The 12942-nt window shown below is 65.0% G+C and carries 11 protein-coding genes and 1 tRNA gene; 2 read left to right on the top strand and 10 right to left on the bottom strand.

What is annotated here, in order from left to right; all coding sequences use genetic code 11:
• Positions 1-40: 40 nt before the first annotated feature.
• The 7 genes from J9314_RS08515 to J9314_RS08485 all read right to left on the bottom strand — a co-directional run bounded on the left by J9314_RS08515 (position 41) and on the right by J9314_RS08485 (position 6498).
• Positions 41-730, bottom strand: a complete 690-nt coding sequence (locus tag J9314_RS08515; RefSeq protein WP_210605318.1) for a single-stranded DNA-binding protein — start codon at positions 728-730, stop codon at positions 41-43.
• Between the two features lie 169 nt (positions 731-899).
• Complete coding sequence (locus tag J9314_RS08510; RefSeq protein ID WP_210605317.1) at positions 900-2480, bottom strand: GTPase; 1581 nt, start codon at positions 2478-2480, stop codon at positions 900-902.
• On the bottom strand, positions 2477-4174 hold the full coding sequence (locus J9314_RS08505; protein ID WP_210605316.1) for a dynamin family protein: 1698 nt from the start codon (positions 4172-4174) through the stop codon (positions 2477-2479). The genes J9314_RS08510 and J9314_RS08505 overlap by 4 nt, the downstream gene beginning before the upstream one ends.
• Positions 4175-4397: 223 nt before the next feature.
• Positions 4398-4471: transfer RNA gene (locus tag J9314_RS08500), tRNA-Arg, on the bottom strand.
• 119 nt (positions 4472-4590) lie between these two features.
• Complete coding sequence (locus tag J9314_RS08495; RefSeq protein WP_181275311.1) at positions 4591-4797, bottom strand: hypothetical protein; 207 nt, start codon at positions 4795-4797, stop codon at positions 4591-4593.
• A gap of 80 nt (positions 4798-4877) precedes the next feature.
• Entirely contained in the window at positions 4878-5192 is a 315-nt protein-coding gene (locus tag J9314_RS08490; RefSeq protein WP_210605315.1) for a thiamine-binding protein, read from the bottom strand.
• Between the two features lie 115 nt (positions 5193-5307).
• The gene (locus J9314_RS08485; protein WP_210605314.1) at positions 5308-6498 is read right to left on the bottom strand and encodes an acetyl-CoA C-acetyltransferase; all 1191 of its coding nucleotides are present in this window, start codon (positions 6496-6498) and stop codon (positions 5308-5310) included.
• A gap of 226 nt (positions 6499-6724) precedes the next feature.
• Here J9314_RS08485 and J9314_RS08480 point away from each other — a divergent pair, with 226 nt between their 5' ends.
• Together J9314_RS08480 and nucS are read left to right on the top strand one after the other, a co-directional pair.
• Entirely contained in the window at positions 6725-8371 is a 1647-nt protein-coding gene (locus J9314_RS08480; protein WP_210605313.1) for a coiled-coil domain-containing protein, read from the top strand.
• Positions 8372-8864: 493 nt separating this feature from the next.
• The gene (gene nucS / locus J9314_RS08475) at positions 8865-9560 is read left to right on the top strand and encodes an endonuclease NucS (RefSeq protein ID WP_181275315.1); all 696 of its coding nucleotides are present in this window, start codon (positions 8865-8867) and stop codon (positions 9558-9560) included.
• Between the two features lie 276 nt (positions 9561-9836).
• On the opposite strand, the gene J9314_RS08470 is transcribed toward nucS, so the two are convergent.
• The 3 genes from J9314_RS08470 to J9314_RS08460 form a co-directional block, all read right to left on the bottom strand.
• Complete coding sequence (locus J9314_RS08470; protein ID WP_210605312.1) at positions 9837-10715, bottom strand: hypothetical protein; 879 nt, start codon at positions 10713-10715, stop codon at positions 9837-9839.
• Positions 10716-11158: 443 nt separating this feature from the next.
• Entirely contained in the window at positions 11159-12472 is a 1314-nt protein-coding gene (murA, locus tag J9314_RS08465; protein ID WP_210605311.1) for a UDP-N-acetylglucosamine 1-carboxyvinyltransferase, read from the bottom strand.
• Positions 12472-12939, bottom strand: a complete 468-nt coding sequence (locus tag J9314_RS08460) for a DUF2550 domain-containing protein (protein WP_135538628.1) — start codon at positions 12937-12939, stop codon at positions 12472-12474. The genes murA and J9314_RS08460 overlap by 1 nt, the downstream gene beginning before the upstream one ends.
• Between the last annotated feature and the right edge of the window lie 3 nt (positions 12940-12942).

Raw genomic sequence — 12942 nt, 5'->3', positions numbered from 1 at the left:
CTCTAACCGATCGGGTCCGCCCCTGCGGGCAGCGAATCGGTCAGAACGGCGCGGCGGCGGCTGCAGTCTCACGCGCGATGGCGTCCTCGTCGCTGTCAGATGCCGATTCAGCACCCGACGTTGCGTCCACGCCGTCACCGCCGACGTCGGCGGCACCCGTGCCGTCGCCGACGGCCGATGATTGCTCAGCGACATCGTCATCCGCCTCGGCGACCGAATATGCGGAGCGCGCCGAAGTCGAATACCCGTTGCGCTCGACGTCCGATCCTGCGGGTGTGGCCGGCGCCTGCGATTCCAGACCGTCCCAACCGTCGCCCGGACTCGATTCGGAATCCGTCGCCTGCTTCCCCTGATTCTGACCGCGATCGGGGGCCTTCGACCTCCGGTAGTGCGCGGTGCCGTAGCGCAGGTCGGGCCCGATGTGGTCGGCCACGACAGTCGGGGCGATCCCGCTGCGATCGCCGTTGTCCCACTGACGGATCTTCAGACTGCCGGTGACGATCACCGCAGTACCCGGCTGAAGTGTCATCGAGGAGTTGCTGGCCAGGTCGCCGTAGCAGTCGACGCTGAACCACGAGGTGCCGTCGTCGATGAACTCGCCCGTATCTTTGTCTATGCGCCAGTGGTTGACTGCCAGTCGAAAGGACGCACAGGCTCGTCCGGACGGCAGCGTCCGGGCAGCGGGGGCGGTGGCGATGGTGCCGGTCAGCGTGATCGGAATGGCGGACATCGGAGGCTCCTTCGAATTGTCGAGTGCACCCGCCCATCGGTGGACGTGCGCATCATCAGTCAGCCTGGAACTTCGCCGCCGTGTCCAGAGACGCCGAATGCCCTGTGGAAAGACGATCTCCGTCCACAGGGCATTCGCGCTCGAGTCAGATGACCCGTGCGTTGAAGTCTCAGCTGAGCATCTCGAACGCCCGCCGGTGCTCTCCGATCACGCGCTTGACCGGATCGAGGTAGGAACTCTGGGCGACTCGACCCACAGCATCGCGCAGCTTTCCGTCGACCTCTGCAGCTGCGTCCTTCGCTCCCCTGCTTCGGGCGGACTTCGACATCAGTGAGGTGATGAGCGAGCCGATGAGTCCGATCACGAGGATGCCGATGCTGAGAATCCAGCACCACGTCGGCAGAGACCCCGCGCCGAGAGCCGCGACCAGCGCGGACACGATGACCCCGACGATGCCGATGATCGTTGCCACGAAGAAGATGATCTGCAGGGCGTTGGCCAATGACCACCATCCGGGACTCTGTCGTGTGATATCCACAGCCGTGACGGCCGAGTCGAGGTTCTCCGAGAGTTCGGCTGTGCTCGTCTTCTCGGCCTCGGCGGCATCGTTCTGCCACGCCTGCGGCATCGTCGCCACCGATTCGCTGATGAGTTCGTGGGCCATCAGTCTCACATGCGAGTTCTGGGCCTTCGTCGTGGCCGGAACCGAGGCCCGCACGAGTTCGTCGCGGCCCTGTCCGTGCTTGGCGCCGAGAGGGTCGGGAGCGTTGCGCTGCATCCAGGCGAGCACTGGATAGCCCGTCTTGCGATACGCCCGGCGGATGTAGTCGTCGTGAACGGTCTGCGCCACGGCTTCGACTCCTGCCGCGTCGGACATCGTCTCGACCAGGCGCGATGCTCCCGGCAGCTCGTCCGGTGGCGCCACGGGCTCCCCGAGCTCGGTGCGGATCCGTTTGGCCATCGCCTGCATGTCGGCAAGCAGACGTTCGGCCGCCGCGTCCTTCGAGTCGACCGTGTCGGCAAGAATGCTCCGCAGCTCCGGAATCCCATCCCGTGTCGTCGCCGAGGACACCCTCACGTTCGTCTCACTCAGGCCGTCTTCATTGAGCAGATGCCGCAGATGGTCGACGGCCGCCTTCTGCTCCTCAGGACTGAGCTTGTCGATCTGGTTGAGGACGACGACCATGTTCGAACTGTTCTCGGCGAGTTTGGCCAGGTAGTCCGAGTGCAGGGAGAAGTCCGCATACTTCTGCGGGTCGACCACCCAGAAGACGACGTCGACGAGTCCGACGAGGCGGTCGGACTCGACACGATGCTCGACGGCAGTCGAGTCGTGGTCGGGCAGGTCGAGGATGATGAGTCCGTGCAGCCGTCGTTGGTCGTCGCCGTCGAGTGCCGATTCGCGCCAGGTTCGGCTCCGTTCGGGCACACGCAGCCAGTTCAGGACATCGTTGCCGCCCTCGCCCCAGACGCACGCGGTCGGCCGCGATGTCGTCGGACGGCGAACACCCACACGAGCGATCTCGAGACCGGCGACCGCGTTGAATAGAGAGGACTTGCCCGATCCTGTTGACCCGGCGAACGCCACCACGGTGAAGTCCTCCCCCAGGCCAAGGCGGTCTTCGGCACGGTCGAGCAGGTTCTGAGCATCTGCACGCACGTCGCCGCCGAGCTTGTCCTGACTCAGAGACAGCGAATGTCGGATGCCTTCGGCCAGACGTCGGATCTCGGTCTGCGCAGAACTGTTCACAATGCCACCTCAAGTCGTTCACCGGACGAGCGCAGCGCGCCCGCTTGCCGCGCCGGTACCGCGGATAGTCTCAGTGCGTTGTCGAATGGTGCCCGGCAGTCGGCGACTATTCCCGCAGCGGCGGAGAGGAACCGCTGCCGGATCGAAGCGATGAGTTCGCGCGCCTCCGCCTCCCCGAAGATGGTCTCCGCCAGGCTCAGTGCCACACCTGCGCCTTGGCGGGCGGCCGGTTCAGCGGTACCGGAATGCTGCGGATCCCAGAAGGCTGCGTATTCGAGCACCGCGCAGACGCCGGCGACGCCGAAGGAGAGGATGCGTGCCTTGGACTTCTTGCCCTGACCGAGATCACGCACGAGTGCGTTCACCTCGTCCGACCATCCGCTGACGGCTGATTTGACGGCCCCTTCGAGACCGGATCCGACATGCCGCAGTTCCGGCTGCTCATCGATGAGCGCGGCTCCTGCAGCTGTATTGCGCCATTCGGAGTTGACATCGTCGACCACGCCGATCGCCTGCTCGCGCAGGGACACGGCCGCACTGCGCAGAATTGCGATGTGCAGCGGGGTGGCGGCATCGTGTTTGCCGGTCACCGCCGCAGAGATCCGGTCGCGCATGCGCGCCATGGTCGGTTCGAGACCGCGGAACAGCTGACCCGTTCCCACGAAGTCCTGCCACCTGGCATTCACTTCACCGTGGAGAACACGGCCATCGGAGAACACTTCGGCGAGCCGTGAGTCAGCCGTGCGGAAGACCGTGTCGACAGATGACGCCAGCGCGGCGTGAGCCTGTTCCTGAGCCTCGGCATGTCCGGCGAGTGAGTGAACTCTTCCCGGCAGCGCGGCGACCGCACCACTCAGGGTTCTCGACCGAATGCGTTGGAGCGATGCGCCCTCGGCTCCCACCTGCGCGACCCACGAGCGGATCGGATAGATCGCCGCATGCGGAAGCAGACCGTCTTCGAGCTCGAGTTCGGCCACGGAGAAGATAGGCGAGTTGGCCAGCCCCGCCTCGGCGAGCAGACTCGAGAGGTGGTGCCTGACCTCGCGATTGGCCTCGGGCGGAACCCTGTCAAGGACGATGGCCACCGAGGTGCTCCGTGCCGCCGCAGTCTTCAGCAGCGTCCACGGGGCGGCATCTGCGTATCGGTTGGCGGTGGTGACGAAAAGCCACAGGTCCGCGCTGAGCAGAGTTCGGCGCGAGAGTTCGCGGTTGGTCGCTGAAATTGAATCGATGTCGGGGCAGTCGAGGATCGCGGTGCCGGACTCGACGCTCTCATCGGGGATGAGGACGACGCCCGGCCGAGTGGACTCGGGATCGGTGCTGCGCGGCAGATCCGGCAGGAAGTGCTCAGAATCGAAGAACTTGGCATCTGCCGGATTGTGGATCACGACCGGATTGCCGGTCGTCGGTCGACGCACGCCTGCGGGGCTGACGGTCCGACCCACCAGGGAGTTCACGAGAGTCGACTTGCCGGCTCCGGTGGATCCCCCTACAGCGATGAGGAAGGGGGTGCGTGCGCGGTTGATGCGCGGCAGCACATAGTCGTTCAGTTCCGCGGTCAGCGCCGAGTGCGCAGCGCGACCGTCTTCGAAGTCATCGGTGCGCAGGGTGAAGCGCGTTTCGGATACGCGCTTGACGATATCGTTCAACGCTTGGCCGACCGGCGGCGTCACGGCACTCTTGCTCTCTGTCATCACGCATCCACTCTCTATGTTTTCCCAGCTCGGCACCAATTGCCACGCCGTATCGGAGCACAATTGCCCGCGACGGCTCACTGCCGGACCGCACGCGGGCGCATGAGTGCGCCGGGCTCGCATCGGATCTGCCCGTACGGGAGTGCCGTGAGTGGAGAATTCGGTGGGCGTGGATGATGTGGGACGAGTGTTCGCCGGGATGAGCGTTCCGTGGCTCGAAAAGCGCCCCCGGCGGGGCTCGAACCCGCGACCTACCGCTTAGAAGGCGGTTGCTCTATCCGACTGAGCTACGGAGGCTCACACATCGTAACCGATGGCCGCCGGAGAACAGAAAGCGGCCCCGGGCGGAGCGGGGCTCTCGGAGTCCGCGCCCACGGACCGGGGCTCAGCGCTGGCGTCGGCCGGTCAGCGGCGGTTCAGTAGCGGCGCGCGGCCTGTTCGAGTGCTTTGCGCACGGTCACGAATGACACCACTGCGACACCGGTAAGAGCGAGGATCACTGCGACGGCTTCGATGCCGAACGCGAAGTCGACGATGATCGGAAAGAAGCCTGCGAGCATGAAGCCCAGCAGGGCCAACAGGGTCAGGCCCGTAGCGATCGAGAAGTACTTGGCACCGTTCATTGTTCATCTCCTTTGTCCTGTTGGAAAAAGGGTAGTCCTCTACATGAGCCACGTCACTGTGAGAATCCTGGAAATTTCGATCAGCTCTCGCCGCGGGCGTCGATCGCCTTCTCCAGGCGCTCGAGCTTGCCGTCGAGCTCCCCGGTGTATCCCGGCCTGATATCAGCTTTGACCACAAGCGACACCCTCGTGCCGTATTCTCCGACGGCATCGGTGGCCGCTTTGATGACCGCGAAGACCTCGTCCCATTCGCCTTCGACAGTCGTGAACATCGCATCGGTGCGGTGCGGCAGCCCGGAACGTCGGACGATGTCCACGGCCGCCGCCACGGCGTCGTGGACAGAAGCGTCCGAGTCTTCTCCCCCGCTGGGGGCGACTGAGAATGCTGCGAGCATATTGCCTCTCCTTCTTCTGTGGGAGGCGGGGAACCGGAACGGTCCCCCGCCTCGGTGTCGGCCTCGTATGAACCGGACGACGATGCCGACGGCACCGCCGCTTCCGGATTGAGTCTCAGGCCCGAGGTGGAACGCTGACGATGAGCGAGTCGCCCTGACCGCCGCCTCCGCACAGGGCGGCGATTCCGGATCCGCCGCCTCGGCGCTGGAGTTCGAGCGCGAGGGTCAGGACGATCCGAGCCCCGGAGGCACCGATGGGGTGGCCGAGTGCCACCGCACCGCCGTTGACGTTGACCTTCTCCGCGTCGATGCCGAGGTCCTTCGAGCTGGCCAGGCCGACGGCGGCGAACGCCTCGTTGATCTCGTAGAGATCGAAGGAGTCCGCGGCCACGCCTTCGCGCTCGGCCGCGGCCCTGATCGCCTGCGAGGGCTGATGCTGCAGGGTCGAATCGGGTCCTGCCGTCCACGCGTGGGACCGGATTTCCGCAAGAATCGGCGCGCCGAGCTCCTCGGCCTTCTCGCGTGACATCACCACGACGGCGCACGCGCCGTCGGAGATCTGGGAGGCATTGCCGGCGGTGATCGTTCCGTCCTTGCGGAACGATGGGCGCAGCTTGGACAGTGATTCGACGGTCGTGTCGGCTCTCACTCCCTCATCGGCCGAGACGGTGACGTCTCCCTTGCGCGAGCTGATGGTCACAGGGACGATCTCGTCGTCGAAGGCACCCGCCTGCTGTGCCTGGGCGGCACGCTGGTGCGAACGAGCGGAGAACGCGTCCTGCTCCTCGCGGGAGAACTCACGGTCTCCGGCGTTGGCGTCTTCGGTCAGACCGCCCATGGCCTGATCGGTGAACGCATCCCACAGGCCGTCGTAGTCCGTATGGTCCTTGACGACGACGTCGCCGTACTTATACCCCGAACGCGACTTCATGAGCATGTGCGGGGCCTGGCTCATCGATTCCTGTCCGCCCGCGACGACGACGTCGTACTCACCGGCACGAATGAGCTGGGCAGCCTGGGTGATCGTGTTGATCCCGGACAGGCAGAGCTTGTTGACGGTCACGGCAGGCACGGACATGGGGATACCCCCGGCAACGGCCGCCTGTCGTGCGGGCCCTTGGCTGTTGCCGGCCTGGAGCACCTGGCCCATGATGACGTAGTCGACGTCGTCGCCCTTGATGCCGGCACGCTCGAGTGCCCCGGCGATGGCGTTTCCGCCGAGCTCGACAGCGCTGAGTTTCGACAGCTCACCCTGCAGCCGTCCGAATGGTGTGCGCGCTCCGGCGACGATCACTGCGTCTGCCATTTCTCCTCCTCGGTTCCGCGCCGGAAACCTGATCCCGGCACGTGTGTTGTTCGATATGCCCCAGCGTAGTCGAGGAGACTGTGGCCTCGGTCACGGGGTCCCGTCCCACGTCTTCGATCGCCTCTGTCCACTGTCGTGCATTCGCACCCAACACTCATGGAGTCTCCGTTAGAGTAGGACGAGGACAGCCCAGATCATCCCTTCCAGACGACAGGAGTTCGCTTCAGTGACGCCCACCGAAGAATTCCGCACAGCGATGCGCGGCTACGAAAAGAGTGAAGTCGATTCGCGCCTGCAGCAGCTGCGCACCGAGGTCGAGTCGGTCCGCAAAGCGCTGGCGGATGCGCGGAGCCAGGTCATCAATGCCGACCGGGCGAAGCTGCAGATCGCCGGTGAGCTCTCGGAGGCGAAGGCCCAGCTGAAGAAGGCTGCGAACGACAATGCCGAGGCCTCGGGCCCTCCCGGCAGCCGCATCGACCACCTGCTCAAAATCGCCGAATCCCAGGCCCGTGAAACGCTGGCTCAGGCCAATTCCGATGCCGAGACCATCCGCAACAAGGCCCGCGCCGAGGCGGCGTCCGCCCGCGCCCGGATGCACACCGAGAGCAATGACACCCTGTCCAATGCACGGTCCGAGGCCGATGCGATCATCTCGTCGGCCGAGCTGCGCGCCGAGGAGACCGTCAAGGCCGCGGAGAAGCGCGCCGCCGAGCTCAAGGCGACGACCGAGCGGGAGACCAACCAGGCCAGGGAAGCCAATGCCGCTTCGGCCAAGGAAGCGCGCGAGAGCCTCGACCTCGAGCTCTCCGAGCTGCGTGCGAACGCTGAGAAGGAAGGCGCCGATCTGCGTGCCGCGGCGAAGACCGAGGCCGAGGAGACCGTGGCGGCCGCGCAGGCTCAGGCCGACGAACTCCTCGCCGCCGCGAAGGCCCGCGATGAAGCGTCGAAGAAGGCCGGCAACGACTTCGACGTCGAGCTCGCGGCCAAGCGCAAGGACGCAGAATCCGAACGCAAGAAGCGCTACGAAGAGGCGCAGGCCGAGAACAAGAAGCTCATCGACGATGCCCAGGCACGGGCGGCGAAGGCCGATGCTGAGGCCAAGGAGGCCGCGGAGCGCGCGGAGACCACGCGCACGGACGCCGTGAAGAAGGCCGACGAGATCATCGCCGATGGAAAGTCCCGCGCTCAGGCCCTCATCACCGAGGCTCGCGCCACCGCAGAGGCCACCATCGAGGAATCCGCCGCCGAGGCCAAGCGCAATGTGGCCTCCGCCCAGTCTCAGGTCGACCTGCTCACGAAGCAGCGCAAGACCATCACCGCACAGCTCGATCAGCTGCGATCGCTGTTCGCCATGCCCGGTGTCATGGGCGGTGACAGCATCGATCCTGCGAAGGCAGAGTCAGCCTCCCACGCCACAGAACAGATCGCAGACGGTCAGGAGCTCGAGGATCTGCTGGCCGAGGACTCCGCCGATTCGGACGGTTCGTCCGGTGGCGACTCCGACGGAGCCGCTGCCACGTCGGACGACTCCGCCGCAGAGGGCGATGCGTCGACGAAGGCTGCTGCCGCTGGCACCGAGGCCGAGTCCGCAGGCGAGAAGAATTCGCAGAACAGCGAGACCGGTCAGAGCGCTGCGAAGTCACAGGGACACCAGGGGGCGCAGCAGGGCACGAGCTCCAGCGGCTCGAAAGACTCCGCCGACACGAACGGGGAGTCAGCTGAGTCCTCCGATGAATCCGCTGACCAGGGCGGGAAGGGTGACGACCTGCCCAATGGAGCCACCGACGAGGACACCATCTCGATCGATGCTCAGGTATCCGGTTCGAAGAAGGACAGCGCGAAGACCAGCCGTTCACGCAACTCGCTGCGCTGAACTCGCAGCGATCGCATCGCTGAGGGATGAATAGACCGAAGGGACCCGTTCGCGGGTCCCTTCGCCGTTCTGCTGCATCCTGAGTGAGGCCAGTGCGTCCTTTATGGGCCCAGTGCGTCCCGCGTCATTCCACTGGGTCGCTGTCGGATCACGTCGACCGCCCTCATCATCTGAAGCGTTCGAAGCAGCGCGGGTGCCAGTGCCGCCGGCTGTCGACTCCGATCTCCACTCCGTGCCTGGCCTCCTGTCGCCAGGCGACGATGTGAGTCGAGGACGCACTGACCTCGCGTCCGCAACCGGGGCACACGTAGACCTTGCCGGAATCGCTGCCTCGCACCGTCTGCACCGACCAGGTCCCGTCCGAAAGTGAGCGGCTGGTGCGCATCCCGGACACCGCATCAGAGAGGTCTCTGGGACTCCGCTGCCATTTGTTCGTGCGACGCGAGGATGAAGATCGTGGCATTGGCCCATTGTCTCACGTAGGCTGAAGCGCGTGCGTCTTGTCATTGCCGAATGCTCCGTTGATTATGCCGGTCGTCTGACCGCCCACCTCCCGATGGCTACCCGCCTCATCATGCTCAAGGCAGACGGGTCGATCCTCATCCATTCCGACGGCGGTTCATACAAGCCGCTCAACTGGATGACTCCCCCGTGTACGATCCGGCACGTCGAGCCGGACGCCGAGCAGACGGCCGCCGGTCTGACCGAGTTGTGGGAGGTCTCCCAGACGAAGACCGGTGATCGTCTCATCATCTCCATCGCCGAGGTGATCTCCGATGACAGCTACGAGTTCGGGGTCGATCCCGGTCTGGTCAAAGACGGCGTCGAGGCGCATCTGCAGGAGCTGTTGGCCGAGCATATCGAGACCCTCGGCACCGGATACAGCCTCGTCCGTCGCGAATACATGACAGCGATCGGTCCGGTCGACATTCTGGCCAAGGACAGTGTGCAGAAGTCCGTAGCGATCGAGATCAAACGTCGCGGAGACATCGACGGGGTCGAACAGCTCACGCGCTACCTCGAGCTGATGAACCGTGATCCTCTGCTCAGCCCTGTCGAAGGGGTATTCGCCGCTCAGGAGATCAAGCCCCAGGCGCGGACGCTCGCCGAGGACCGCGGCATCCGCTGCGTCGTCCTCGACTACGACGCTCTGCGCGGTATGGACGATCCGGACTCGCGCCTCTTCTGATCGGCTGGTCTGCCTCTATTCGGCTGTCTCAGCCCGGGGTGATCCTCGGCTGGACAGAGCCGCGCCGTCCTACCTCACGCCTTGACGCTGGTCCTCTGCCGTCGTTCAAGGCCACGCGCGTCCGTCCACCACACGCGCCTGTCCTCTGCCATCGTTCAAGGCCACGCGCGTCCGTCCACCACACGCGCCTGTCCTCTGCCATCGTTCAAGGCGGAACACCTCTGTCGAGTCATGCACCGATCTAGAGACGCTGTCCGCCCTGAGCGAGGTCGCGGATCACACTTCCCGCTGCCGTCTCTCGTCGACGACCACGCGCCGGCGCACAGTTTCCTTGATGCGCAGAAAGGCGTCGGCGGTGAACAGCTCGCTCCAGCGGATCCGAAAGACCATCCACCCTTCGTTGCGGAGCGTATACTCGCGACTCCTCTCGCGTTCGAACGACTGCTGAGGATCGCCGCCGTCGAGGTGGTACTTCGCCGCTCCGTCGACCTCCGCGATCACTTTGGCGCGGACATCTGCGAAATCCGTCCGTGCCAGATGCCTGCCGCTCTCATCGCAGATGTCGACCTGCGGTTCGAATCCGGAGATCGAATGCTCAACGAAGCGCACCGCGCAGATCGGCTCCGCCACACTCTCCCGGCGACTGTCGATGTTGTCGAGCGCGGTCAGGATCTTCCGAGTGCCAGTGCGAACCGGGTGGGATTCGAAATAGGTCCGGATCTCGTTGGACGTCAGGACCGATTCGCGCACCGCGGAGTCGAGCACTGCCACGGAGAATGCCAGTGGGCAGTCGCGAGCGATGTCGAGCATTGTCTGCAGTACGGTCGTGACCGGAATCCCATTGACGATCTCATGCGCACCGGTGTCCATCGACCGACGCCTGACCAGCATGTTCGCCAGACGCACGCCGTAGCGGGGATTGACCGATTCAGCGTAAACCTCGCTCCGGTCGATATAGGGAATCGGAAGGGCGTGGACGACGAGTGCGCTGCGGTGGGAGAACACCGAGTCCGGAGGCATGCGATCGACATAAGATCGGACCAGGATCCTCACATCCTCGGCACGCTTGCGCTGGCCCTTCGCCTCCTTGGGCAGAGTCGTCCTGGAAGCCTCGGCGATCGCGGCGACGAAGCTGTGTGCAGGGTTGTCACACACTGTCGTGACGAGGTAGCGACCCCGCTCCAACCGCCGCAGACAGCATCGCTCAGCCGCTTTGATGCGATGACAGTCCCACCCCGCGGCGTTGAGAGCGGCCGTCGTCAGACATCCATACATGCCACCAAGCATGAGCGACCGGACCGTGCCGTGGCCACCCCGAGAATTCGCCCTGTGGATAATCATCGACTCGTGCGCACAGGTGGCGAGTTCTACGTCCTGCACGCTGACGAAGTGGCGCTATAGAGCTGTCTGCGGGGAGAAATGCAACCGTCGGCAGACCTCGTTCAAGGCGAAGCGCACATCGCGAGCCGTCGACCGTTCCACAGACGCGCTCCGGCTTGAACGAGCGAAACAGCTCTCGACAGACGCGCGTCGGCTTGAACGAGCGTAGCGAAGAAGAGCCTGGGCGAGTGTGGCGGGGCCTGATCGCGGGTGGCGGGCTACTCGAAACTGAGTACGTCGCGCTTCTCGACGCGTTCGATGTCGACGCCGAGGCTGCGCAGGTTGGCCACGAAGTTCTCGTAGCCGCGCTCGATGTGATCGATGCCCGACACCTCGGTCACTCCCCCGGCACGCAGGGCAGCCATGACGAGACCGGCCCCGGCGCGGATATCCGAGGCCTCGACCTCGGCGCCGGAGAGGCTCTCGCTGCCGGTGACGAGCGCATGGTTGCCGTCGATGCGCACCTTCGCGCCGAGGCGGGCGATCTCCTGGACGAATCGCCACCGAGCCTCGAACAGATTCTCCGAGAGCAGTCCGATGCCGTCGGACACCGAGTTGAGGGCAATGACGAACGGCTGGAGGTCGGTGGGGAAACCGGGGAACGGCATGGTGGCGACCCTGATCGCATGCGGACGTTCGGCACCGATCACGCGGAAGCCGTGACCGATGGTCCCATCGCCGAGGCTGATCTCACCGAGGTCATCGACGCTCGCTCCGGAATCCCTGAGCTTGAGCCCGATGTTCGGCATGAGTTCGAGCCCGACGCCGCGAACGGTGACGTCGCCGCCGCTGAGTGCGGCGCCGAAGGCGAACGTGCCGGCGACGATGCGGTCGCCCACCGTCCGGTGGGTCACCGGTCGCAGCGCTGAGACGCCGGTGATGGTGAGTTCGGAGGTTCCGATGCCGTCGATGTCCGCACCCATCTCGACGAGCATCGTGCAGATGTCGACGATCTCGGGTTCGCGGGCGGCATTCGAGATCGTCGTCGATCCCTGCGCCAGCGTGGCGGCCATGACGAGGTTCTCGGTGGCTCCCACCGAGGGAAATTCGAGCACGATCTCGGTTCCGCGCAGACCGTCAGGGGCTTCGGCGACGAAATAGCCGTGATCGAGGTGTACCTCGGCGCCGAGGGCCTCGAGCCCGGCCTGGTGCATGTCGAGGCCGCGCGAACCGATGGCGTCGCCCCCGGGAAGAGCGACGTGGGCTGCGCGCATCCGCGCGGTCAGCGGGCCGAGCACGGAGATCGACGCGCGCATCGCACGGACCAGTTCGTAGTCGGCTTGGATCCCGACCTCGTCGGGCACATCGATGCTCACGACCCCAGCGGTCGAATCGTAGTCGACTTCGCAGCCGAGCCGTACGAGGAGTTCGACCATGATCCTCACATCGAGGATCGCAGGAACATTCGTGATAGTGGTCCGACCGACGGCCAGCAGGCTGGCCGCCATGAGCTTGAGAACACTGTTCTTCGCGCCCCTGACGTCGATGACGCCGTGCAGACGCGACGGACCTGTCAAACGGAAGACATCCATCAGGTGAAACGTCCCATCGTCGGATTGAAACCGGGAGGCGAGGACTCCAGCCACGAGGCCATCGTGGACAGCGACTCGGTGTCCATCGCCAACGACACCGAACGCGGACGACCATCCGCCTTGCCGTAGGAGCAGTCGACGACGACGGCATCGGGCAGAACGGAGTACTGCTCCCCCGAGGTCGGCTTGCGCCGCACGAGGATGTCGAGATCGGCCCGCGGCAACCGGAATGCCGCCCGCCGGGTCAGAGCGAACACCGGATACCAGTCCAGGGACGCTACCGAGAAGACCGCGACACCCAAACGCCAACGTGGGCGAGAAGAATACTCCTCGCCCACGTTGATGGAACAGTCGAAAGCACCCGAGAGCTTCGAGATCGACCTGCGTCGGATCGTCACGACGACGATCAGAGCAAGCGCGAGTCCTACCAATGAGAGCAGAACGATCAGCAGGACAGAAGGGTTCACGGT

Source organism: Brevibacterium oceani (assembly GCF_017948325.1).
GTDB classification, from domain to species: domain Bacteria; phylum Actinomycetota; class Actinomycetes; order Actinomycetales; family Brevibacteriaceae; genus Brevibacterium; species Brevibacterium oceani.
Note: the sequence above shows the minus strand (reverse complement) of the source record. Positions and strands in the feature narration are given on the sequence as shown.